At 66.3% G+C, this 22,404-nt stretch carries 22 protein-coding genes and 1 riboswitch; of the genes, 9 read left to right on the top strand and 13 right to left on the bottom strand.

The window, feature by feature from the left end:
• Position 1 precedes the first annotated feature (1 nt).
• The 3 genes from tilS to dacB are packed head-to-tail and all read right to left on the bottom strand — an operon-like array spanning position 2 to position 3,479.
• A complete protein-coding gene (gene tilS, locus ACNEOT_RS05825) occupies positions 2–976 on the bottom strand; it encodes a tRNA lysidine(34) synthetase TilS (protein WP_415972881.1) in 975 nt (324 codons plus the stop codon).
• 17 nt (positions 977–993) lie between these two features.
• Entirely contained in the window at positions 994–2,091 is a 1,098-nt protein-coding gene (locus ACNEOT_RS05820; protein WP_415972879.1) for a zinc-dependent metalloprotease, read from the bottom strand.
• Positions 2,076–3,479, bottom strand: coding sequence for a D-alanyl-D-alanine carboxypeptidase/D-alanyl-D-alanine-endopeptidase (gene dacB / locus ACNEOT_RS05815; RefSeq protein WP_415972878.1), 1,404 nt, complete (start codon positions 3,477–3,479; stop codon positions 2,076–2,078). The genes ACNEOT_RS05820 and dacB overlap by 16 nt, the downstream gene beginning before the upstream one ends.
• Positions 3,480–3,621: 142 nt before the next feature.
• Between dacB and ACNEOT_RS05810 the strand changes: the two genes are divergently transcribed.
• Both ACNEOT_RS05810 and ACNEOT_RS05805 read left to right on the top strand, forming a co-directional pair.
• Positions 3,622–4,113 (top strand): inorganic diphosphatase, encoded by a 492-nt coding sequence (locus ACNEOT_RS05810; protein WP_068053642.1) that lies wholly within the window; start codon positions 3,622–3,624, stop codon positions 4,111–4,113.
• 63 nt (positions 4,114–4,176) lie between these two features.
• Positions 4,177–4,635, top strand: a complete 459-nt coding sequence (locus ACNEOT_RS05805; RefSeq protein WP_415972877.1) for a PAS domain-containing protein — start codon at positions 4,177–4,179, stop codon at positions 4,633–4,635.
• A gap of 46 nt (positions 4,636–4,681) precedes the next feature.
• Here ACNEOT_RS05805 and ACNEOT_RS05800 read toward each other — a convergent pair whose 3' ends face one another.
• The 3 genes from ACNEOT_RS05800 to ACNEOT_RS05790 all read right to left on the bottom strand — a co-directional run bounded on the left by ACNEOT_RS05800 (position 4,682) and on the right by ACNEOT_RS05790 (position 7,153).
• A complete protein-coding gene (locus tag ACNEOT_RS05800; RefSeq protein WP_415972875.1) occupies positions 4,682–5,680 on the bottom strand; it encodes a GGDEF domain-containing protein in 999 nt (332 codons plus the stop codon).
• Positions 5,681–5,859: 179 nt separating this feature from the next.
• Complete coding sequence (locus tag ACNEOT_RS05795) at positions 5,860–6,324, bottom strand: MarR family winged helix-turn-helix transcriptional regulator (protein WP_415972874.1); 465 nt, start codon at positions 6,322–6,324, stop codon at positions 5,860–5,862.
• A 1-nt stretch (position 6,325) separates the two neighbouring features.
• Positions 6,326–7,153 (bottom strand): crotonase/enoyl-CoA hydratase family protein, encoded by an 828-nt coding sequence (locus ACNEOT_RS05790; protein WP_415972872.1) that lies wholly within the window; start codon positions 7,151–7,153, stop codon positions 6,326–6,328.
• Positions 7,154–7,272: 119 nt separating this feature from the next.
• Here ACNEOT_RS05790 and ACNEOT_RS05785 point away from each other — a divergent pair, with 119 nt between their 5' ends.
• Entirely contained in the window at positions 7,273–7,770 is a 498-nt protein-coding gene (locus ACNEOT_RS05785; protein WP_415972870.1) for a 2-oxo-4-hydroxy-4-carboxy-5-ureidoimidazoline decarboxylase, read from the top strand.
• 53 nt (positions 7,771–7,823) lie between these two features.
• Here the strand turns inward: ACNEOT_RS05785 and ACNEOT_RS05780 are convergent, their stop codons facing one another.
• Together ACNEOT_RS05780 and ACNEOT_RS05775 are read right to left on the bottom strand one after the other, a co-directional pair.
• Positions 7,824–8,048, bottom strand: a complete 225-nt coding sequence (locus tag ACNEOT_RS05780; RefSeq protein ID WP_415972868.1) for a DUF6480 family protein — start codon at positions 8,046–8,048, stop codon at positions 7,824–7,826.
• 28 nt (positions 8,049–8,076) lie between these two features.
• On the bottom strand, positions 8,077–8,655 hold the full coding sequence (locus ACNEOT_RS05775; RefSeq protein ID WP_415973665.1) for a TetR/AcrR family transcriptional regulator: 579 nt from the start codon (positions 8,653–8,655) through the stop codon (positions 8,077–8,079).
• A 137-nt stretch (positions 8,656–8,792) separates the two neighbouring features.
• On the opposite strand from ACNEOT_RS05775, the gene ACNEOT_RS05770 reads away from it, so the two are divergent.
• The 3 genes from ACNEOT_RS05770 to ACNEOT_RS05760 are packed head-to-tail and all read left to right on the top strand — an operon-like array spanning position 8,793 to position 11,268.
• Positions 8,793–9,797, top strand: a complete 1,005-nt coding sequence (locus tag ACNEOT_RS05770) for a hypothetical protein (RefSeq protein WP_415972866.1) — start codon at positions 8,793–8,795, stop codon at positions 9,795–9,797.
• A 4-nt stretch (positions 9,798–9,801) separates the two neighbouring features.
• Positions 9,802–10,767 (top strand): allantoicase, encoded by a 966-nt coding sequence (gene alc, locus ACNEOT_RS05765; RefSeq protein WP_415972864.1) that lies wholly within the window; start codon positions 9,802–9,804, stop codon positions 10,765–10,767.
• A gap of 27 nt (positions 10,768–10,794) precedes the next feature.
• On the top strand, positions 10,795–11,268 hold the full coding sequence (locus tag ACNEOT_RS05760) for a YbaK/EbsC family protein (RefSeq protein ID WP_415972863.1): 474 nt from the start codon (positions 10,795–10,797) through the stop codon (positions 11,266–11,268).
• An 8-nt stretch (positions 11,269–11,276) separates the two neighbouring features.
• Here the strand turns inward: ACNEOT_RS05760 and ACNEOT_RS05755 are convergent, their stop codons facing one another.
• Together ACNEOT_RS05755 and ACNEOT_RS05750 are read right to left on the bottom strand one after the other, a co-directional pair.
• Positions 11,277–11,780 carry a hypothetical protein gene (locus ACNEOT_RS05755; protein ID WP_415972862.1) on the bottom strand — a complete coding sequence of 168 codons (504 nt, stop codon included), beginning with the start codon at positions 11,778–11,780 and terminating at the stop codon, positions 11,277–11,279.
• 152 nt (positions 11,781–11,932) lie between these two features.
• Positions 11,933–13,264, bottom strand: coding sequence for an aminotransferase class V-fold PLP-dependent enzyme (locus ACNEOT_RS05750; RefSeq protein ID WP_415972860.1), 1,332 nt, complete (start codon positions 13,262–13,264; stop codon positions 11,933–11,935).
• A 54-nt stretch (positions 13,265–13,318) separates the two neighbouring features.
• Positions 13,319–13,434: riboswitch (SAM riboswitch) on the bottom strand.
• Between the two features lie 204 nt (positions 13,435–13,638).
• On the opposite strand from ACNEOT_RS05750, the gene ACNEOT_RS05745 reads away from it, so the two are divergent.
• Together ACNEOT_RS05745 and ACNEOT_RS05740 are read left to right on the top strand one after the other, a co-directional pair.
• Complete coding sequence (locus ACNEOT_RS05745) at positions 13,639–17,571, top strand: Pls/PosA family non-ribosomal peptide synthetase (RefSeq protein ID WP_415972858.1); 3,933 nt, start codon at positions 13,639–13,641, stop codon at positions 17,569–17,571.
• A gap of 5 nt (positions 17,572–17,576) precedes the next feature.
• Positions 17,577–18,914, top strand: coding sequence for a M1 family metallopeptidase (locus tag ACNEOT_RS05740; protein ID WP_415972856.1), 1,338 nt, complete (start codon positions 17,577–17,579; stop codon positions 18,912–18,914).
• A gap of 149 nt (positions 18,915–19,063) precedes the next feature.
• On the opposite strand, the gene ACNEOT_RS05735 is transcribed toward ACNEOT_RS05740, so the two are convergent.
• The gene (locus ACNEOT_RS05735) at positions 19,064–19,747 is read right to left on the bottom strand and encodes a hypothetical protein (protein ID WP_415972854.1); all 684 of its coding nucleotides are present in this window, start codon (positions 19,745–19,747) and stop codon (positions 19,064–19,066) included.
• A 36-nt stretch (positions 19,748–19,783) separates the two neighbouring features.
• Between ACNEOT_RS05735 and ACNEOT_RS05730 the strand changes: the two genes are divergently transcribed.
• The gene (locus ACNEOT_RS05730) at positions 19,784–20,431 is read left to right on the top strand and encodes a hypothetical protein (RefSeq protein ID WP_415972853.1); all 648 of its coding nucleotides are present in this window, start codon (positions 19,784–19,786) and stop codon (positions 20,429–20,431) included.
• Here the strand turns inward: ACNEOT_RS05730 and ACNEOT_RS05725 are convergent.
• Both ACNEOT_RS05725 and ACNEOT_RS05720 read right to left on the bottom strand, forming a co-directional pair.
• Positions 20,428–21,678, bottom strand: a complete 1,251-nt coding sequence (locus ACNEOT_RS05725) for an MFS transporter (protein ID WP_415972851.1) — start codon at positions 21,676–21,678, stop codon at positions 20,428–20,430. The two genes, ACNEOT_RS05730 and ACNEOT_RS05725, sit on opposite strands and share 4 nt — an antisense overlap.
• Entirely contained in the window at positions 21,675–22,331 is a 657-nt protein-coding gene (locus tag ACNEOT_RS05720; protein ID WP_415972849.1) for a GntR family transcriptional regulator, read from the bottom strand. Before ACNEOT_RS05720 ends, ACNEOT_RS05725 begins: the two co-directional genes overlap by 4 nt.
• Positions 22,332–22,404: the final 73 nt, after the last annotated feature.

Raw genomic sequence — 22,404 nt, 5'->3', positions numbered from 1 at the left:
TTCATTCGTTCTCCAGGCCGACGCTCAGCCTGCCATGCCGACGCGAGCACACCAACCTGGCGTCGGGCGTTCCTCCTGGCAGCGCAACTCCGCCCTGTCCCGTCCATCGTCCGACGAGGGCGTCGACGGCCCGGAGCTGCCGGTCGGTCAGCGATGTCACACCCCGGCCGAGCAACCATCGCCGCAGCACTCGCCGGCGAACGGCGGGGTCGAGAGTATCGATCGCCGAGACCTCCAGGTCGGGAGCATGGGCGTCGACGACGGATTCGGCCATCGCGTCGAGCACCCGGCCGTCCTCGCGCAACTGCTCGGCCGTCCGCGCGAGCGCAGCGGCCACGCCACCGCCGAGCACGTCCTCGAGCAGAGGCAGCACCTCGTGACGCAACCGCACGCGAGTGAAATCGGTGTCCGTGTTGTGCGGGTCCTCGAACGGCGTGAGCCCCAGCTCCACACACGCGGCCCTGGTGACGCTGCGTCGAACTCCGAGCAGTGGCCGACCCCACGGCGCGTCGAACGCTGCCATGCCAGCGATCGACCGCGGACCCGATCCGCGCCCCAACCCGAGCAGCACCGTTTCGGCCTGGTCGTCGAGGGTGTGCGCCACCAGCACCGATGCCTCGCCGCGCGCACGGTTCAGAGCGTCGTATCTGGCGCGGCGGGCAGCGGCTTCCATCCCACCCGAACCGGAGACGTCCACCGTCAGAACACGCGCGTCCACGACACCGAACTCCCGAGCGTGCGCCGCCGCGGTCGCCGCGACCTCGGCCGAACCGGCTTGCAGCCCGTGGTCGACGATCAGCACGCGCACGTTCGAAGCCTCGGCGACAGTTGCTGCGGTCAAGGCCAACGAATCCGCGCCACCGGACAACGCGACGGCAACCGGACCGGGATGGACCCTCAGCCACCCGCGCACCGCATGCCTTACCTCCAGCAGTGCGGGCCCCTCAGGGAATCCGGGTCGTTCCGCAGGCTCCACTCTCTTCGGAAAAAGCACTAGCCCAGAACTCGCGCGATCCACGCGTCCGGGTCCTCGATTTCCGACAGCAACGGAAGGGTGTCGGGCCCGGTCCACACGGTGTTGAAGCGTTCCATCCCCACCGTGGCGACGACGTGGTCGACGAATGCCTTGCCGCGCACGTACTGCGCCATCTTCGCGTCCATGCCGAGCAATGCCCGGATGACGCGTTGGAGCGGGCTGACCTTGCGCTGACGGCGCTGATCGAACGCCCGGCGGATCTGCGTCACCGAGGGCACGATGGCAGGCCCGACGGCGTCCATCACGTGGTCGGCGTGGCCCTCGAGCAGAGTGCCGAGCACCAGCAGCCGGTCGATCGCGTCGCGCTGAGGCTGCGGCTGAGTGGCGCGCAGCAGGCCGACGATGCCCGCGTCCTCGGCCTTGGCGGACCCGGTCGGATTCTTCCGGGCCTTCAGCGCGCGCGTCAGCCGGTTGGCGACGTCGGAGAGTGGCTCGTCGGTGCCGTCGGAGAGCACCCCCACGTTCTCGCGCATGTAGCCCCCGAGCCACGGAGCGGAGGAGAACTGCACTCGGTGCGTCACTTCGTGCAGGCACACCCACAGCCGAAAGTCACTCGGCGAGACTCGAAGTGCCCGCTCGACGGCAATCACGTTGGGCGCGACCAGAAGCAGCGTTCCGTTCTCACCGGTGAACGGGTCGTACTGTCCGAGAATGGCGCTCGACAGAAACGCCAGCATCGCACCGGCCTGCAGTCCGGCCGGCTTGCCGCCGAGCACACCGGACGGCGGCGTCCCGTCGTCGTCTCCGGTGAGGTGCTTCATCGACGCCGCGGCCGCGGCGATCCAGCCGGCCCGGTCGACCACCTGGGCGTCGGGCACGGGGAGACCGTCGGCCAGACCGGTGGTATCCCGAACCGGCCGCTCGGCTCGAATCGATGCGGCAGCAAGCTCTTCCACGGCAGCGTCGGCGGTGTAGCGGGACGTGGCCGGGCCCTTACGGGCCAGCTTCGCTCCGGTCTTCGCGGCCACGGACCAGTCGACCGCACCGGCGAATCCGGATTTCGCTTCCTTCTCGTCGGCACTCGTCACTGCGTCCGCATTCACTGGCAACCACACAATCTCAGGGTCGATGCGACGGCATCGAGGGCGGGGCGACTGACATCGGGTGGCCGGTCGTTGGACATCAACGCGAAAGTCAGGATTCGGCCGTCGACATCGACGACATATCCTGCGAGTGCACTTGCAGCAGAGAGGGTTCCGGTCTTCGCCCGTACCCAGCCCGCCCCGGTGCGATTCCCCGAGGCGTACCGATCCGTCAGGGTTCCGGTGGCACCGGCGACGGGCAGATAATCGAGCATCGGACGCAGCGTCGGCTGTTCGGTTCCCGCGGCCGCAGTGAGCACGTGATCGAGCAACCTGGCCGGAATCCTGCCGTCCACCGAGAGCCCGCTCGCATCCTGCAGCGCCAGGCCTGCCATGTCGAAGCCGGCGGCGAACAGAGTCTGCCCGATGGACGCCACCGCACCGGAAAAGCTTGCAGCGGTGTTCATTTCCAGCGAAATTTCACGTCCGACCGCCTCGGCGAGAACGTTGTCGGAGCGACTGACCATCTGCTGCAGACGGTTTCGCAGTGGAGCGGACTCCACGGATGCGATCTGATCGGCTCCGTCGGCGGCCTTACCCGTCGTCACCGCTGCCGGGTCGACGCCGAGTCCGGCCGCCAGTGCGCGGCCGGCGTCCAGTGCCGGGGTGGTGCTGCGCGGCGATTCGTCGACGAGTGGATCCGACCTTCCGCCGTCGAGCATGATCGGTTCGATCGGGGTGATCGAACCGGCGGCGATGTCCGCGGGGAACCAGCCCTGCGCCATCGTGTCACCGGAGTAGATCGAGGTGTCGACGCCGATGCTGCGCACCGTCGTTCCGCTTCGACGAATCTGCTCCACCAGGTCGTCGATACGGGCGGCCCCTGGATAGAACCCGTCGGTTCCGACCGGTCGAGCGGTGAGCGTGGGGTCGCCGCCCGCGATCAGCACGATGTTCCCCTCGCCGCCGCCCTGGACCACGCGGGTGGTGACGCGGTGATCGGCGGGCAGAGCGAGCATGGCCGCCGCAGCGGTGAGCACCTTGGTGGTCGATGCGGGCGTCATCGGTGCGTCCGGGTTCTGGGACCAGAGCACCTGACCGGTCTGCGCGTCGGCGACCGTCCCGGTGAACGTGCCGAGGGCCGGATCGTCGACCACCGGGGCCAGTGCGGCTGCGAGACCTGCCGGACTCGGCAGCGGTGCCGACTCGGGGAACGGTGTGATGAGTGGGTTCGGCAGCACCGTGTCCGGTGGGGGTTCGATCGCGGTCTCGGCCCCGTCGGACACCGACGGCAACACCAGCGCGGCGGTCGTCACGGCGGCAATCACCACGAACAGAGCGCACAGCGTCAGGATCAACCGCTTCTTCCTGCGCCGTCGACCCGCTGTGGGGCCGAGGAACCGCCGTGTCAGCCCCGCCACCGTTCCTCCGTAACTGCCGTGGTCGTACCCATGATGGTTCAGTCAACAGTATCCTCGGGTTCGGTAGCCTTGGGCCGCCACCATCGACACATTCGCAACGACTCGAGCCCTTCCGGCTCGACGACGACAGTGAGGACTGCACGTGCCGTTCGACGTCACCATCGAGATCCCCAAGGGGCAGCGAAACAAGTACGAGGTAGACCACGTCACCGGACGTGTTCGCCTCGACCGCTACCTCTACACCGCGATGGCGTATCCAGCCGATTACGGCTTCATCGAGAACACGCTCGGCGAGGACGGCGATCCACTCGACGCGCTGGTTCTGCTGCCGGAGTCGGTTTTCCCCGGCGTCATCGTGGAGGCCCGCCCCGTCGCGATGTTCAAGATGGTCGACGAGGCCGGCGGCGACGACAAGGTGCTGTGCGTTCCGGCAGGCGACACCCGCTGGGATCACATCCAGGATCTTTCCGACGTCTCGACGTTCGAGCTCGACGCGATCAAGCATTTCTTCGTCCATTACAAGGATCTCGAACCCAACAAGCACGTCACCGGGGCAGACTGGGTGGGGCGCGCCGAAGCCGAGGCCGAAATCGCTGCATCATTCAAGCGTTTGGCGGACAATCCGGGTCACTGATCGTTTCGGTATCACACCGCTCGTTTCGGCCGTGCGCCGATAAATCATAGTTTGGGGAGACGTATGACCGACAGCACTTCCAACGGCACCGCCGGTGATCGGCGAAATCTCGATTCGCGACCGATCTCGGATCCGACGCAGTTTCCCGATCTGCCGGTGACGGTCGTCCTCGACCGTATCCCGGTGCCGATCCTCGCTGTCGATCCGAGCGGTGCCATCGTGTTCGCGAACGAGGCGTTCGACGACCTGTTCGGTCTCGACCGCACGGAGCGCGTGGACTTCCACCTGCACGACATCTTCCCCGACCGGGCACCGGAGGGCGTCAACGTGGCGGACATGTTCCTCACGACGGTGGCGACGCGCGCGGATTCCCTGTGGCGGATGACCGACAAGACCGGCGACATCGTTCAGGTGCGCGCCAGCAAGTCGATCCTGCGTCGCACCGAGGACACGATCGTCCTCGTCGCGCTGGAGGATTTCACCGACCAGCTGTGGAACGACCCCAAGAGCGCGTTGCGCTGACCTTCGAGCACGTCTCCCCGAACGACCGACGGTGTACGCAGGCGAATCACTCGCCTGCGTACACCGTTGCTCTGTTTCCGCCCGCGTGCTTCGACTCGTACATCGCCGTGTCTGCGTCGAGCAGCACGTTGTGCACCAGGTCGGCACCGTCTCCGGACTCGACGGCGGCGAACCAACGGCTGCTGTCCAACAAGGCCACTCCTACACTGACCGTCACCGGCACGTCGTCGGCCGGATCGTGGATGGATTCCAGGATCTCGACGGCAATCCGGTGCACACCTGCATCGTCCACCGGTAGTGCGATCGTGAACTCCTCACCGCCGGTACGCGCCACACACGGCCGCGAGCCCACGACCGCCGACAGCCTGCGGGCCGTGCGGCGCAACACCCGGTCTCCCACGGCATGGCCGTACGTGTCGTTGACTCGTTTGAATTGATCGAGATCGACCACCATCAGCGCGACCGAGCGCTCCGCATCGAGCAAGGTCATCATGCGTTGCAGTCGCAGTTCCAGGCCGCGCCTGTTCAGCAGGCCCGTCAGAGAGTCGGTGTTGGCGAGGTCGAGCTGGCGCTGGATCACCGCACGGAACGCGAGCACCGAGTTGACCACCAGCAGAGTGACCAGGGTCCGGGCGAGGGTCGATGCCAGATCGTGCGTGTCCTCGACAGCTGTCAGCGCTGCCAGAACCACGACCACCACGTTGATGAACAGCATGTGGAACTCGAGCACTCGACGCCGGGAGAAGTAGACGATGTAGATGCCGATCACCGCGAACAGCACCGCGGCGTTCAGGGCCAGGTCACGGCCCGCGAAGGAGAACAGCATCAACGCGACTCCCACGTCGGCGTACACCACGAACCATCCCGGCATGTGCGACGCGTCCGCCGCGCGCCGCAACCACCATGCTCCTACGGGGACGGTCGAGAGCAACACCAGTACGCAGGCAACTTCGGCTGCCGTACCGGCGGGTCCGTCGACCGAGAGCATCGCGACGACTCCGATGAGACCGAACGAGGGAACCAGCGCGGCGATACCCAGCGCCACGCGACGTTCCAGCCGGACCGCTCCTGGACGCGGTGCGGTCGCCCGAGCGCGAGGGGTTCGATCGCGATCGAATAGCACCCGCGTTCCCTCCGTCCATCCTGGCTGTTCGGGCGAGCTCGGGGCCCTGCGAAGCGGCCTGCTGATCAGCTTGTCATTCGGTCCGATCGCTCACTCGCGAATCAGACGTTACCGGCGCGCCGGTCGGGTAGGTCCGGCCTCGTCGTTTCGTAATCGGTCAAGAATCGATCCAGCAACGCGACCAACGCTGCTCTGTCCTCCCGCGCCCACCCCTCGATCACCCGTCCGAGATTGTCGGTTCGGCGTTGCTGGATCGCCGCTGCAGCTTCCCGGCCCGACGCGGTGACGGCGAGTACGAAGGCACGTCCGTCGCGGGTGTCGGGAAGGCGCTCGACGTGGCCCCGTTCCACCAGCTGAGCCACCTGCCTGCTCACCGTCGACGGATCCGAATTCACCATGGCGGCAAGTTCACTGGACCGCATCGGTCCGTCACGCAGGAGCCTGAACAAGCATACGTACGCAGCGCCGTCGACACCGCCCGAAGACGAAATCGCGGCGATGTTGCGCTCGCGCAGGCGCTGCAGTCGGACCAGCTGCGTGCCCAACTCCTCGGCGAACTCGACCACGTCAGTTACCGGTGAACTGCGCCGGTCGCTTCTCGAACACCGAGGTGATTGCCTCCGTGAGGTCGTGCGAGGCGAGGAACGCGGCGTTCCAGGCCGCGACGTAGCGCAGCGAATCGTCGACGCTGGCGGAGCGGGAATGGTCGAGCACGGTCTTGATGCCTTGGACCACGAGAGGCGGATTCGCGGCGATGGCGGCGGCGCATTCTCTGGCAGCGGCGAGGGCGGCGTCGTGGTCCTCGAACACGTCGTTGACCAGACCGATCTTCTCGGCGCGCGCTGCGTCGATGTCCTTTCCGGTCAGCGCGAGCTCACGCATGTGGCCGTCGCCGATGATCGCGGGGAGGCGGGCCAGAGATCCCATGTCCGCAACGATTGCCACCCGTACCTCGCGAACGCTGAACTTGGCGTCGGCGCTCGCGTATCGCACGTCGGCGGCGGTGATGAGGTCGACGCCACCGCCGATACACCAGCCCTGAACGGCCGCGACGACGGGCTTGCGGCAGTCCGCGACCGCATTGATCGCCTTCTGCATCGTCTTGATGGTGTCGTGGAACGACGTTCGGGGACCGGCCAGCGCCTTGTCGGCCATGAGCGGACCGAACGTGCCTGCCATGGCGGCGAGGTCGAGTCCGTAGGTGAAGTTCTTACCGGAGCCCGCGAGCACGACTGCACGAACCTCGGGATCGGCGTCGAGCTGCGCGAACAGCTCGGGGCTTTCGCTCCAGAAGTCCGGGCCCATGGCGTTGCCCTTGTTGGGTCCGAGAAGTGTCACGTGCGCGATGTGGTCCGCGATCTCCACGGAGAAGGCTTTCCAGGTTCGTTCGGTCATGCCTGCGAGCCTAGCGGGAGCTCGGCAGAATCCTGCACCGCGTGTTACGGCGAGTAACGTCTGCGCTAAGTCCCTGCTCAGCTCTGGTGCTGCCGGGAAAATGGGCCCACTATCGAGGGATGCTGATGCATCAGGGACTCGGCCTGGAGACGTTCAACGAACTGCCGCGTCGCAAGGCGGTGCACGCGCTGTACGAGTGCTGTTGTTCGGTGGCGTGGGCGTCACGGGTTGCCGACGGCCGACGGTACGGATCGCGCGCAGATCTGTTCGCCGCGGCCGACGCCGAGCTGGCCGAACTCTCGGACGACTACGTGAATTCGCTGGCCGCGACGCTGCCGGAGCCGAGCAAGGTGTGCGCGGCCATGGAGACCGACACTCGCGGGGCGTTGGGTACCGCTGCTCGTGCGTACGAGGAGCGCTTCGGATTCTCGTATGTCTGCAGCCAGTTGTTCGAGCCCGAGGGCTTCGAGCCGCGCGACATCCTGGTGGATCTGGGCCATCGACTCGACAACGACGACCGGACCGAGCGCAAGGTCATGCGCGACGAGCTGGCGAAGATCAACCACATTCGACTCGATCGCCTGCTGGGGCCCGAGGGCGGGTGGCCCCAGTACTGACTACCGCAGTACTGACTACCGCAGTACCGACCGTCCAGCGCGAAAAGCGTGGGTCAGCCGAACAGCCCGACGACGCGACCGATCAAGCCACCGGCGATCAGGATGGCCAGCAGTGCCACCACGCAGATGACGAGAATCGGCATCACTCGGCTTCGCTGCGGCGGTTCGTGGTTCGGGCCGCCGATTCCTGTTTCGGCGGGCGGGGTGTCTCCTGGTGTGACGCCGCCTCCCGCTTCGAGTCCTGCGGTGACGTCGGGATCGGGATTCTGAGCGTTCATCTTTCTCGGTTACCCGGTGCGGACTCCCTCAATCGAGATGTGTCCTGGCTATCGCTCCCGCGAACAGTTCGGACACCGCGTCGGCGATGACTCTCTCGTCGATTTCCTCCGGATCCACCGAGTGTTCGACGGCCAATCCGGAGATCAATGCCGCCAGTGATGTCGCGAGGCGTCGGGCATCGAAGTTCTCGCCCACACCCCACCGCTCCGCACGCTCGGCGATGAGTCGTTCGAGTTCGCCGCGCAGCGCTCGACGGTCGGTGCGGTAGCGCTCGGCGATGGCCGGGTCGCGTCCGGCCAGGATGCCGAATTCGACCGTCAGAAGCGGCCATCGAGGTTCGGCCACCACCCAGGATGCGATCTCGCCGCCGCCCGCTCCGGCTGCCGCGCGTGAGTCCAGGTCGGATACGTGCGCCAGCACGCGGGCTGCGAGATCGAGGGAGCGTCGCGCGAGCAGTTCGGCGAACAGCGCTTGCTTGGACTCGAAATTGGAGTAGACGGCGCCCTTGGTGAAGCCGGCCCGATGTGCGATGTCGATGAGTTTTGCTGCGGCGTAACCACGTTCGGTGAATTCGTCCGCGGCTGCAGCGAGCAGTCGTTCCCGCACGTCGGTGCGCTGGGGTCGCCGCTGCGGCTGTGTCGACTCCCACTTTTCTTGCTCCTCGGCATTCACGATACCTAGAGTATTGAATACCTCGGGTATCGACAATATCTACGGAAATCGACACGGCTCAGGAGTCACCCATGCGCAAGATGTCACTGCTCGCCGCGGCAGTACTGGTACTGCAACTCGGCTTCATCCTCAGCTACGTCTCGGCGTTCCATCAGCCGACGCCGCACGCGATCCCCATCGCGGTGGTGAGCGAAGCCGGTCTCCCCGAGGGGCTGGACCGACAGACCGCCGACCGCCTCGACGCCATAGACGGCACCCCGCTCGACGCACGAACCGCGGCCGATACCGCGGAGGTTCGTGCGCTGCTCCGCGATCGGGACATTCTCGGGGCCTACGTCGTCGGTGCGAGCGGAACGGACACCCTCATCACCGCGAGCGCGGCCGGAAGCTCCGTGGCCACTGCGCTGGACTCGATCTTCACCGAGGTCGATGGCGCGCAGGGCCGCCAGTTCGTGGTCCGCGACGAGATCCCCGTCGGCGTGCACGACAACCGAGGGCTGTCCGGCTTCTACCTCTCGGTCGGCTGGGTCGTCGGCGGGTACCTGCTGGCTGCCGCATTCGGACTGCTCATCGGCGCACCGACCTCCCGCCGCGAAACCTGCGTCCACGTCGGCATTCTCGCGGTGTACGCAGCCCTGTCCGGCGCACTGGGAGCGTTTCTCACCACCCATGTACTGGGAACCTTTGCCGGGCACTGGTTTCCGCTCACCCTGCTGGGTACCGGGGTGGTGTTCGCCACGGGACTGTTCACCATGGGACTGCGCGCACTGATCGGCGTCGCCGCGGTTCCCGCCGCGATCGTCCTGTTCGTCATCCTCGGAAACCCGAGCGCAGGAGGCGCTTTCGGCGCAGACGTCCTGCCGTCGCTCTACGCCTCGATCGGTCGGTGGATCACCCCCGGCATCGGCACCGAGGGTGTGCGCAGCATCGTGTACTTCTCCGGCACCGGGTTGGGTCAGCCGGCACTCGGACTGGCGTTCTACATCCTGATCGGCGCACTGCTGATGGGTGCGGCGGCTGTGCGTCGTCGGTCCGCGCACAACCGGCTGAGCCCACGCGAAACCAGTAAAGTGTGATTTCATGACCGCCACTTTCCCTCTGCCACTACCCGATCTCGCCGTCCGCACTCTCGGAGGCGCAGTCGTGTGGGCGAACGACGAGACGTTCGCGGAGAAGGAAAACCTCGTCAGGCCGGGCAAAGCCGACTATTCGACGGCAACGTTCGGGCACAAGGGCCAGATCTACGACGGCTGGGAGACCCGGCGCCGACGCGAGGCCGGCTACGACGAGGCGATCGTGCGTCTCGGAGCACCAGGGGTCGTGTCGGCTGTCGTCGTCGACACCGCGTGGTTCACCGGAAACTATCCGCCGGAGATCTCGATCGAGGCCGCCGAGGTGGACGGATTTCCGTCCCCGGAGGAACTGCACGCCCAGACCGAGTGGACCACCATCGTTCCGCGCAGCCCGGTCAACGGTGACAGTGAGAACAGGTTCACTGTTGCCTCCGATGCGCGGTGGACGCACGTGAAGCTCTCGATCTATCCCGACGGCGGCGTGGCGCGGTTGCGAGTACTCGGCCGCGGAAAGCCGGACCCCAAGTTCCTCGCTGCCGGCCCGGTCGACCTGGCTGCGCTCGAGAACGGCGCGTACGTCTCGGCGTGCTCCAACATGTTCTACAGCTCCCCCAACAACCTGCTCTTCCCCGGACCCCCGCGGTCGATGGGCGAGGGCTGGGAGACCTCGCGTCGCCGCAACGACGCGAACGACTGGGTTCAGGTGCAGCTCGCCGGCACCGGGCACATCTCTCTCGCCGAACTCGACACCACCTGCTTCCTCGGAAACGCGCCCGGTGCTGCATCGCTGCGCGGACGGCTGGGCGACGGCGAATGGATCGAACTGCTACCGCGTACGACGCTGCAGCCCGACACCCGTCATCGCTTCGTGCTCACCCACGACACCCCGGTGTCGGAGGTTCGGATGGACATCTTCCCCGACGGTGGCATGGCGCGATTGAGACTGTTCGGTGATCTCGACGCATCTGCGTAAACGGTCGCGTGGCAATAGGGTTGGTGCATGACCCGGCTACTTCATCCGAATGCAGCCCATGTTGCCGACACTTTGATTTCTCGCGGCCATCACGGTGTCGTGGTCAGCAGCCCGGAGGGCACGCACACCGCCGCCGATGCCGCCGCTGCTCTCGGCGTGGGTGTGGGCGCGATCGTCAAGTCGATGGTGTTTCTGCTCGACGACGAGCCGGTGCTGCTACTGGTGTCGGGAGCTCACAACGTCCATCTCGCGCACACGGGTGAGCGCCTCGGTGGCACGTTGACACGCGCCGATCTCGACACGGCGAAGCATGCCACCGGCCAGCCGATCGGTGGCATAGCCCCGGTCGGCCATCCCACCAACCTGGACACGTTCGTCGACCAGGATCTGGCTGCCCACGCCGAGGTGTGGGCGGCGGCGGGTCACGTCAACACGATCTTCCGTTCGACGTTCACCGAGTTGGTCCGCATCACTGCAGGTCTGGCGATCGACGTCACCTGACCGAGTGCTCAGGACGCGAGTGTCGGGGCGATCTGCGGTGCGCCGAGTATCGCGTCGACGGTGTCGACGTCGAACCGCGTGCCGCGCGATCCCAAGAGCGGCAGCACTCCGGAGCCGATGAAGATCGCCTGTCGATCGGCATCGTCGTGGACCTGCAACGTCACACCGTCCGCCACGTCGGCGGCGGTGACGTCGGAGATCAGACTGGCCAATCCCGACGGCGTACCGATGTAGCGGATGGACGACGGGTTGGCGGGCGCATTCAGCCCCGCGAACTCTCGGCGTGCCGTGCGCGCGTCGGCAGCGATGTGGATTTCCAGATCGAGAAACACCGCAACGCTCTCGGCCGACTCACCGCGCTCGACCGCTTCGGCCCGCAGACGAGCCCGTTGCTGCTGAGCTTCTCGCAGGTCGGAGGCCTGGATTCGGATGATGTTCACATCCGCTGCGACGGTCAGTTCGGTCCAGACGCTGTCGAATTCGACGGCAACGCGGGTGAAGTTGTGCGACATGAGTGGTCCTGGTTCTAGAAGTCGGTGAACGCATTCGGTCGGAGTGGAGCCGAACTCGAACACGACCCGGACGCAGTGCGGCACAGATCCACGTATCTGTTGCACCAGTGGCGGTTACCCGTCCACACGACACTCACGGTCATGTCGCCATGCTAACTGTCTGCGGAGGTGCACGGGGATCCAACCCCGGCGGCCCCATCCACCAGCTCGGGGAACGGTCGCGGGTCGGGCACCGGATTCCACCAGCCCGCATCCTCTGCGTAGTGCCAGTTCGGCCCCGCTTCGACCAGGCCGGCGAGGGCATCGACGAGCCGGTCCACATCGGCCGAGGAGCTGCCGAGTCCGATGCTGGCGCGAACCGCGCCGGCCGTATGCCCCAGCCTGCCCAGCAGCGGATGTGCGCAGAACTTTCCGTCACGCACACCGATTCCGTGTTCGGCCGAGAGGTACGCGGCGACCTCACCGGGGTCGCGTCCGGCGACGGTGAAGGTGACGATGCCGACACTGTCGGGGGCGTCGGCCCACACCTGCAACTGCTCGACGCCGTCCAGGGCCGCCAGTCCGTCGCGCAATCGAGCAGACAGTTCGCGCTCGTGGGCTTGTAGTTCGTCGTCGTCGAAGCCCGCGATGGCCTCGCAGGCTGCGGCGAGTGCGGCGACCCCGAGCACGTTGGGTGTACCCGCCTCGTGCCGCTGCGGTGCCGGAGCCCAGTCGGTGTGGTCGATGCTCACGCTGCGCACCGCGCCGCCGCCGGCCAGGTGCGGCTCACCGAGGTCGAGCCAATCACGCTTTCCCACAAGCACTCCCGCGCCGAACGGGGCGTACAGCTTGTGGCCGGAGAACGCGAGGTAGTCCACACCGAGTGCGTCGATGTCGACCCGGCGGTGCGGCACCAGTTGCGCACCGTCCACCGCGATGCGCGCGCCGTGTCGATGCGCAAGCGCTGCGAGTTCGGCGATGGGCAGGACCTCGCCGGTGACGTTCGATGCACCCGTGATCGCCAGTAGCGCAGCGGGTTTCGCGGCAAGCTCCGCGTCGAGCCGAGTGATGGTTTCGGCCAGGGTCGACGCAGCCACCACCACTCGTCGATCACGCCACGGGAGCAGATTCGCGTGATGTTCGATATCGAGCACGACGGTCTCGCCCGGCACGCAGGCGGCGAGCAGGTTGAGCGAGTCGGTGGTGTTGCGAGTGAACACCACCACCGAATCTACTTGTGCACCAACGAAATCGGCCACGGTCACGCGAGCCTTCTCGTACGCCGCCGTCGAGACCCGCGAGGCGTAGCCGGCACCGCGATGCACGCTCGAGTAGAACGGCAGCAGCTCCGCGATCCGGTCGGTCACCGCAACCAGAGCCGGCGCGCTCGCGGCGTAGTCGAAGTTGGCGTAGGTGCACGTGCCGCCCTGCACCAGCGGTACCTGGAGATCCGTGCCCGAAACAGGGGCAAAAGGAGCACAGGGGCGGGAAAGTACAGATGTCATGACAGATCAAGCCCTCACGTTCGAGGGACCCGCAACCGAAGGAATTCGTGAACGAGTCCGCGCTTGCCGCACCGGTTCTCCGGCAACAGCCTGGTCGTCACCCGGAGCACCCCACCGCGGAGGAGGGTTGCCGACCAGCTAGCCGGGGCTTGATGCTGGTACTCGTGACCGTGGAGAAGACACTCGCAAACTCTCTGTGGGTTTGTCAAGCCGAGACTTGCTCCTCGACACCAGTAAGATTCCCGCGATGGGAAGGCGCGTCCGTTCACCTTCCGGCCAACCGAACATGAGATAACCAACGACGCTGCGGCTCCCCTGCCACGGTTCCAGATGCGCTCCACCGCCCCACGAACACGAAGGACACCCGGTTGTCTGTGCACGAATCCGATAGCCATTCCGCAACCCGAGATCCCGAGGTCACGGCAGCGCCCGCACCGTACCTTCGCTCGTCTCTCGCCCCACCCCCGCGGACGCTGATCGACGTTCTGCGCGCGACTGCCCACAGCTTTCCCGACGCTCCCGCGATCGATGACGGCACCGTCTCGGTCAGTTACTCGGAATTGTTGGACGACATCGCCGAGGGTGCTCAGTGGCTCGCCAATGCCGGTGTCCGGCGCGGCGATCGCGTCGGCATCCGCATGCCGTCGGGTTCCTTCTCGCTCTACGTCGCCATCCTGTCCATCCTGAACGTCGGAGCTGCGTACGTACCGGTGGACGCCGACGATCCGGAAGAGCGGGCCGAGTTGGTCTTCGGCGAGGCCAAGGTGACGGCCATCGTCACTGCGGGCGGAATCGCGGCCGGTACAGCTCCCAAACAGGAAGTTCCTCGGTACGACGCCGAACCGCCAACCCCCGAGGACGACGCGTGGGTCATCTTCACCTCGGGCTCCACCGGCACCCCCAAGGGCGTCGCCGTGAGTCATCGCAACGCGGCGGCGTTCGTCGACGCCGAGGCGCGCATGTTCCTGCAGAAGGATCCCCTCGGACCGGGTGACCGTGTGCTCGCCGGCCTATCGGTGGCGTTCGACGCGTCGTGCGAGGAGATGTGGCTGGCGTGGCGCCACGGTGCGTGTCTCGTACCCGCTCCGCGGTCGTTGGTGCGGTCCGGTTTCGACCTGGGTCCATGGCTCGTCTCGCGGGACATCAGTGTGGTCTCGACGGTGCCGACGCTGGCGTCGCTGTGGCCCGCGGTCGCTCTGGAAGCGGTGCGGCTGTTAATTTTCGGCGGCGAAGCCTGCCCGCCGGAACTGGCCGAGCGATTGGCCGTCGAGGGCCGTGAGGTCTGGAACACGTACGGCCCCACCGAGGCGACGGTCGTCGCGTGCGCGGCGATCATGGACGGCAAGGGACCGGTCCGCATCGGTCTCCCCCTCGACGGGTGGGACCTTGCCGTGGTCGACGGCTCCGGCACTCCGGTTCAGATCGGCGAGGTCGGTGAATTGGTCATCGGCGGCGTCGGACTCGCGCGGTATCTCGATCCGGCCAAGGACGCCGAAAAGTACGCGCCCATGGCCTCTCTCGGCTGGGAGCGGGCGTATCGCAGTGGCGATCTGGTCAAACTCGAGCTCGAAGGCCTGCTGTTTCAGGGCCGTGCCGACGATCAGGTAAAACTCGGCGGTCGCCGCATCGAGCTCGGCGAGATAGACAATGCGCTGCAAGCACTTCCGGGTGTCGGTGGTGCGGCGGCAGCCATCCGCAAGACAGCGGCCGGAAACTCGGTGCTCGTCGGGTATCTCGCCAGCACCAACCCGAATTTCGATCTCGAGGCGGCGCGCGAGTTGCTGGCCGAGCAGTTGCCCGCGGCACTGGTGCCGAGGCTCGCTCTCGTGGACGAGATGCCGACGCGCACCTCGGGCAAGGTCGATCGCAATGCATTGCCGTGGCCCCTGCCCGGCATGTCGGGAGCGTCCTCGCTCGGTGGCACGGCGGGGTGGGTGGCCGAACTGTGGACCAACATCCTCGGCGCGCAGGTCTCGGACGAGAACGCCGATTTCTTCGCCAACGGCGGCGGTTCACTGTCGGCCGCGCAATTGGTGACGGCGTTGCGCGAGCGGTTCCCCGAGATCACCGTCGCGCAGCTCTACGACCACCCGCGGCTGGGGTCACTGGCGCAGTATCTCGACGATCTGAAGCCCGTCGTCGAGGCCGTTCCGCGTGAGGTCGCCCCGACGTCACGCTCCGCGCAGTGGGCGCAGATCCTGGCGACGATTCCGTTGACCACCCTCACCGGATTGCAGTGGGTCACCTGGCTCGGGCTGCTGTTCAACGTCATGTCGTGGTTCGGCGACGTGTCGTGGGCTCCGACGCTGTCGTGGTGGTGGATTCTCGTCGCCTTCCTTCTCTTCATCACTCCGGTCGGCCGCATGGCGATCTCGGTGGTCGGCTCACGCATCCTGTTGGCAGGTCTGAAGCCCGGGGCGTACAAACGCGGCGGCAGCATGCACATAAGACTGTGGGCAGCAACGAGATTGACCGATGCCAGTGGCGCCTCGAACCTCTCGGGCGCACCGTGGATGGTCTACTACGCGCGCGCACTGGGTGCCAAGATCGGCAAAGGCGTCGACCTGCACACCCTGCCGCCGGTCACCGGCATGCTCGAGATGGGTGACGGCTGTTCCATCGAACCCGAGGTCGACCTGTCCGGGCATTGGATCGACGGCGACCTCGTCTACATCGGCGGCGTCGAGATCGGTGCCGGTGCCACCGTCGGCGCACGCTCGACGTTGTTGCCCGGCACCAAGGTCGGCAAGAACGCCGTCGTCACCGCAGGCTCTGCCGTCGTCGGACGGGTGAAGGCCGGTCAGATGTGGTCCGGCTCGCCGGCCCAGAAGGTCGGCAAGGCCGATCATCCGTGGCCGGCAGAGACGCCGCCGCGTGCCACCAAGTGGGTGTTCGCGTACGGCGTCGCGTCGCTGTTCCTGTCCGGAATGGCCCTGTTCTCGATCGGTGTCAGCCTGGTGCTGATGGGGTGGTGGATTCACACCGCGGACTCCGTGCTCGACGCCTTCGAGCGCGGCCTGGTGATGTTGCCCGTCGCAACGTTGGTGTCGTTGGCGGTGTTCGCGTTGATCACCGTCGTCGCGGTGCGGTTGCTCAGCATCGGACTCGTCGGCGGGTACCACCCGGTCCGCAGCCGCATCGGCTGGCAGGTGTGGGCCACCGAGAGGCTGATGGACTCCGCGCGAACATTCCTGTTCCCGCTCTACGCGTCTCTGCTGACCCCGCATTGGCTTCGACTCCTCGGTGCGAAGATCGGCAAGGACGTCGAGGCGTCGACGGTTCTGATGATTCCCAAGTTCACCACCGTCGCCGACGGCGCGTTCCTCGCCGACGACACCATGGTCGCCAGTTACGAACTCGGCGGCGGCTGGATGCATCTGGGCGACGCCAAGGTGGGCAAGCGGGCGTTCCTCGGCAACTCCGGCATGACCGGACCAGGGCGGACCGTCCCGAAGAACGGTCTGGTCGCCGTGTTGTCGGCCACTCCGGACAAGGCGAAGTCCGGCTCGTCGTGGCTCGGCAGCCCGCCGGTGCGACTGCGTCGGGCCGCCGGTAGTGCGGACTCCTCGCGCACGTTCAACCCGTCACGCAAGCTGAAGATCGCCCGCTCGCTCGTCGAGACGTGCCGGTTGATTCCCGTCGTCGTCACGTTCGGTATCGGTCTGGCCGTGTTGTTCGGGCTCACCGCCATCGCCGACGCCGTCGGATATTGGCTGGCCGCGTTGCTCAGTGGTCTCGTGTTGCTGGTCGCCGGTTTCGTGGCGGCTGCGGTCTCAGCGGCAGCGAAGTGGTTGTGGGTGGGCCGGATCGGCAAGACCGATCATCCGCTGTGGAGTTCGTTCGTGTGGCGCAACGAGGTGGCCGACACGTTCGTCGAAACCGTCGCCGCGCCCTGGTTCGCGCGCGCCGCCGAGGGCACTGCGGTGCTGAACATGTGGTTGCGGTGGCTGGGAGCGGATATCGGCCGCGGGGTCTGGTGCGAGACGTACTGGCTTCCCGAGGCCGATCTGGTGACATTGGCCGACGGCGCGACCGTGAACCGAGGGTGCGTTGTGCAGACGCACCTGTTCCATGATCGGATCATGTCCATGGACACGGTCGATCTCGGTGCAGGCGCAACATTGGGACCACACTGTGTCGCGCTACCGGCGTCGGGGATCGGTGACGGCGCAACGGTGGGGCCTGCATCTCTGGTGATGCGCGGCGATACGGTTCCCGCGCATACTCGTTGGCAGGGCAATCCGATCGCGCCGTGGGCCAAGGGTGATCCCTTTCCGCGGATTCGCGACGACCGAAACGAGGGGTGAGCGTCGTGGCAGACAGGCTCGTGGCCCCCGTGTTCGACGTCGACTCCAGTGACAATCCGATCGACACGTATCTCCCGCAGAACGGCAATCGCGGTTACCGCGTCTCGCGCTACGAACTCGACCTCGAGTACAAGGTCGAGAGCAACCGGTTGACGGGCAAGGCGAAGATCACCGCTGTCACCACGGCGACGGTGTCGAAGTTCGCGTTCGATCTCGGCCCGGCGATGAATGTGTCGAAGGTGTCGGTCAACGGTTCACGTTCGGTGAAGTTCAGCCACCAGCGCGGCAAACTGAAGATCACCCCGGCCAAACCGATCGCCTCGGGCGCGGCCCTGGTGGTCACGGTGGCGTACGGCGGAACCCCCAAGCCCATCCACGGCTTCTGGGGTGAGGTCGGCTGGGACGAGCTCACCGAGGGATCGATCGTCGCGAGCCAGCCCAACGGTGCCGCGTCCTGGTTCCCGTGCGACGACCATCCTGTGTCCAAGGCCAGCTACGGCATCACCATCACTACCGATTCGCCGTACTACGCGGTGGCGAACGGAACGTTGGTGCGCAAGCAGACTCGCGCCAGCCGCACCACGTGGGTGTACGAGCAGCCGGAGCCGATGGCCAGCTACCTCGCGACCATCCAGATCGGTCCGTACGAGCATCGCATCGTCAGCCCGGGGCCGGTGCCGATGAAGGCCATCACCCCGCCGCGCCTGCGAGCGCAGTTCGATCACGACTTCGGTCGTCAACCGCAGATGATGGACACGTTCGTACGGCTCTACGGCCCTTATCCTTTCGCGTCGTACACCGTGGTGGTGACCGACGACGATCTCGAGATCCCGATCGAGGCGCAGGGGCTGTCGATCTTCGGTGCCAATCACTGTTCCGGTTCGCGGTACTACGAGCGTCTGGTGGCGCACGAGTTGGCGCATCAGTGGTTCGGCAACTCGCTGACCCTCGGTAATTGGGCCGACATCTGGCTGCACGAGGGATTCGCCTGCTACTCCGAGTGGATCTGGGCCGAGAACTCCGGCGGCGCAACGGCTCACGACAAGGCCAAACGCGCACACACCATTCAGCGTGGGCTGGCGATGGACCTGCAGCTCACCGATCCGGGGCCTGCTCGCATCTTCGACGACCGCGTCTACAAGCGCGGCGCACTGGCACTGCACGCACTACGACGCACCATCGGTGACGAGCGCTTCTTCGGCCTGATCCAGGAATGGACCTCCAAGTACCGCTACTCGACGGTGGCAACAGCGGACTTCACCGACCTCGCCTCCCGCTTCGGTTGCCCCCGAAGCCTTTGGGACGCATGGCTCGTGGACAAGAAGATGCCGTCGTTGCCGTAGTTTTGGCCCGCGGGCAATCGCCCCCCCGAGTTCCGCAAACGCGCGCGCGTTTGCCAAAATTACCCCTGAATAGTCCGCGAATCTGCGCGCATCTGACGAATGCGCGCGCGTTTGCGAAGACTTCCGGGGCGAGGGGCGAAACCTCTGCGTCAGCGATACCGGAGCGACAGGACGAGGCCTGCCACGGCGTAGCCGTACAGTGCCGCCGTCGCCAGTGCCTGCAACCAGAAACCTCTCGGGAACGACGCCGCCCAGCGTCCCTTCCCGTCCAGGTACAAATCGCACGGGAAGTCGCTGATGGCCATGGCCGACGATGGCTGCTTCGAGTGCGCGAGTACCACCCCGGTGGTGAACGGCAGTCCCCGAACGAACAGGTGACCGCGCGCCTCCCCGGCCCGATACCGCACCGTCGATTCGGTGACAATGCCTGTGTACCAACGCCTTTGGACGTTCCATCCGGTGGCGTGTGCAAGCATCAGGTTACGCTCGCCCCGTAACGCAGTGTCCACGGTCTCGACGTCGGCGATCATTCCCCAGCGCAGCATCGACACCCACCGGACGATCCGTCGGCCGCGAAACACCAGAGCCGTGACCAGAACGATCGCGAAGACGTACGGCACCACCGTCGGATACTTCGACCAGCAGGCAGCAGGCACGATCACGGCAGTCAGAAACCAGTACGCCTCACGCCGGTTCCACACGGTCGCACCTGCGAGCGCCACCGTCGGGGGTACCCGATGTGGCGGGACCGCGCGCGAGGACTGCAGCATGATGCCGCTGATCCTAGAGCCGAACCTGTCGGCGCGCACCCACTCACGGAGAGCTCTGTCCATTCGCAGAACGGCACGATGCGTGCGTACCATCCACTGATGGCGAAACGGTGGTGGGGGCTTGTCGTTGCAGCCGCAGTCACCGTAGCTCTCGTGTCACTGGTCTCGAATATCACGAGCGAGAGCCAATTGTCCGCTCAGGCAGACACTCTGCTGGCCGTGCGCTCGACCGTCAGCAAATTGGTGAACTCCGGTGCCGTCTGGGCCGGTCTCCCGATCCTGTCCGGTTGGCTCGTGCGCCGTCCGCTGCAGGCATTCGCGGCCGGAATCGTTGCCGGCCTGACGGCTCTGTCGGTGCATTACGGTGTCGGCCAGCTGTTCGGGATGTTCGATGCGACCGTGTGGGCGGCAAACCGAGTGTGGTTCGCCATGGCCCTTGTTGCGGGCGGCCCGTTGGGGTTGGTCGGGGTTGTCGCGAGAGGCGGCGGCCTGTGGGGATTGGTCGCGCGCCTGGTCGTCCCCGCCGGGGCGATGATCGAGCCGTTCTTTCTGGGCATGTTCGCCGTGCCGGCCATCATGCCGTGGCCTACCCGCGTTGCCAGTGTGGCCGCCGGGGTAATTCTCGTCCTGGCCGGTGTGGTGGGGGCCGCGGTGGTGATCTGCCGATGGCGTGAGCAGCGCAGAAGACCACCCTCCCTCGTGCGCGTTTTGCGTACCTCTGAATACGCAAAACGCGCACGACCCTAGGGCAGGTGAGCAGACGTCTTCGACCGCACCACCAGGCCACACAATGCCGCCACCACCGCGCCGACACCGAAGATGATCGGATAGGTCACCACACCGGGCCAGGACTCGGTGAGCGCAGACAGAACGGCAGGCACCGCGAAGCCGAGGTACGTCAGCGAATAGAACACTGCGGTGAGGCCGGCGAGGTCGTCGGGACCCGCAATGCGTTGCACCTCTTGCAAACCCGAGACCAACGCCATGCCGTACCCACAACCCAGCACCGCTGCGGCGATCAGCGCGGCAGCGATGGTCAGCACCGACGCCGCCCATGCCGCGACAGCCATACCGACCACCAGCAGAGTCAGCGCCACCAGTGCACCCCGAGCGTTGGCGGGTGTGTCGATTCGACGTCCGACGGCCTGAATCGCGAAGCCGGAGCCGAGTGCGATCACCGCCATCGCCGCAGACAGCGCGACGGGATAGCCGCCGCCGGGCTCGTCCGCCAGCGCGTCGGCCATCAGTGACGGCAGCACCGCGTAGGCGACGCTCGCGGCACCGAAAACCCATGGGGCCAAAGGCAACACGACGAAGAGGAACCGGCGATGGGATGCGGACGGAATCCTCAGGTCGTCGAGCAGCTTCTTGCTCTTCGATGCTGTTGTGGCAGTGCGCGTTTCCGGAACCGAGAGCATCCCGACGCCGGCCACGATGCAGATCAGCACGTGCACGCTGTAGGCGAGGTGCGTCGGCCACGGTGCCCATTGCGCAAGCACTCCGGCGACTCCGGCACCGAGCGCGAAGCCCGCGGTCAGAGACATCGCGGCGCGCCGCGCTCCGGCACCGGCCTTGGCAGTGGCGTCGCGGCTGGAGAGTTCCTTGACCCAGCTACCCCCCACCGCCATACCGATTCCGAGTGCGATGCCGCTGAGCACGCGGCCACTGAACAGCAGGTACGCGTTGTCCGGTCCCAGCGCGATCAGAATCGACCCGGCCGCGGCAATTACCGGGGCGGGCAACATGATCGGGCGTCGACCGAGTCGATCCGAGAGCGGCCCACAGATCAGCATCGCCGGAATGATGCCCAGAACGTAGGCGAACAGGAACGTATCGACCACCACGGCCGAGAAGCCATGATCGAGCCGATACATCACCAGCAACGGCGTGAACTCGTTCCCGCCCCACGCAACGGCGAACATGCCCGACGCCACCAGCAGCCAGCGTCGTGCATGCGTCTCGACGTCTCGATCGTCGGTCATCATCTCGCTCATCGTGTTCCCCCTCTTGTGGCACGAAGCCCATGCACCCCGAGCATGTGTTGTTCGACGGCCTGCTCGAATCCGTCTGCGTCGCCTGCCTCGATGAGGTCGGTCAGCCGGCGATGGTCGTCGACGATGCGCGAGATCTGACCCGGATCACGCGTCACCGAGGCTGCCGTCATCCGCCGCTGGCGCTCGCGAAGTCCGTCGTAGAACGCGTCGAGCAACGGGTTGCCGCCGGCGCGGACGACGGTGCGATGGAAGTCGGCGTCGACCGCGCTGAATTGCGCCGCGGTACCGTCCACCGCCAGCTGTTCTTGCAGTTGCAGGTTCTCGCGGAGAGCGAGCACCACGGACTCGCGGACGCGGACGTCGTCAACGAACGCGCGCACACTGCCTGCTTCGACGAGGCGGCGCGCGTCGACGACGTTCTCCGCCTCTCCCACCGCGATCGGGACGACCAACGCCCCGCGCTTGGGATAGAGGCGCATCCAACCCTCGACCTGCAAGCGTAAGAACGCCTCGCGTACGGGAGTGCGGCTGATCTCGAGGCGCGACGCGATCTCGCCCTCGCTGACGAGCTCACCGCCGGGAAGTTCTCCCGAAACAATGAGCTCTTTGACCGTCGCGTACGCCGTGTCGGCAGCAGATTTCGTCTCGAGCACAACATAGATACTAGATGTACCTCAACCGTGCACCAATTCGGGACCCGGAAGAAGTCCACTCAACGTGACATTG

This window comes from Rhodococcus sp. 077-4 (genome assembly GCF_047782425.1).
Lineage (GTDB): Bacteria > Actinomycetota > Actinomycetes > Mycobacteriales > Mycobacteriaceae > Rhodococcoides.
The sequence above is the reverse complement of the archived record's forward strand: the minus strand, read 5'-3'. Positions and strand labels throughout refer to the sequence as shown.

Coding starts and splice junctions, on each gene's coding strand:
- ACNEOT_RS05725 (WP_415972851.1), bottom strand. CDS start 21,678: ATGAGCGAGATGATGACCGACGATCGAGACGTCGAGACGCATGCACGA.
- ACNEOT_RS05780 (WP_415972868.1), bottom strand. CDS start 8,048: ATGAACGCTCAGAATCCCGATCCCGACGTCACCGCAGGACTCGAAGCG.
- ACNEOT_RS05750 (WP_415972860.1), bottom strand. CDS start 13,264: ATGACATCTGTACTTTCCCGCCCCTGTGCTCCTTTTGCCCCTGTTTCG.
- ACNEOT_RS05785 (WP_415972870.1), top strand. CDS start 7,273: ATGCTGATGCATCAGGGACTCGGCCTGGAGACGTTCAACGAACTGCCG.
- ACNEOT_RS05790 (WP_415972872.1), bottom strand. CDS start 7,153: ATGACCGAACGAACCTGGAAAGCCTTCTCCGTGGAGATCGCGGACCAC.
- ACNEOT_RS05735 (WP_415972854.1), bottom strand. CDS start 19,747: ATGGACAGAGCTCTCCGTGAGTGGGTGCGCGCCGACAGGTTCGGCTCT.
- ACNEOT_RS05770 (WP_415972866.1), top strand. CDS start 8,793: ATGCGCAAGATGTCACTGCTCGCCGCGGCAGTACTGGTACTGCAACTC.
- ACNEOT_RS05760 (WP_415972863.1), top strand. CDS start 10,795: ATGACCCGGCTACTTCATCCGAATGCAGCCCATGTTGCCGACACTTTG.
- alc (WP_415972864.1), top strand. CDS start 9,802: ATGACCGCCACTTTCCCTCTGCCACTACCCGATCTCGCCGTCCGCACT.
- ACNEOT_RS05805 (WP_415972877.1), top strand. CDS start 4,177: ATGACCGACAGCACTTCCAACGGCACCGCCGGTGATCGGCGAAATCTC.
- ACNEOT_RS05730 (WP_415972853.1), top strand. CDS start 19,784: ATGGCGAAACGGTGGTGGGGGCTTGTCGTTGCAGCCGCAGTCACCGTA.
- ACNEOT_RS05755 (WP_415972862.1), bottom strand. CDS start 11,780: ATGTCGCACAACTTCACCCGCGTTGCCGTCGAATTCGACAGCGTCTGG.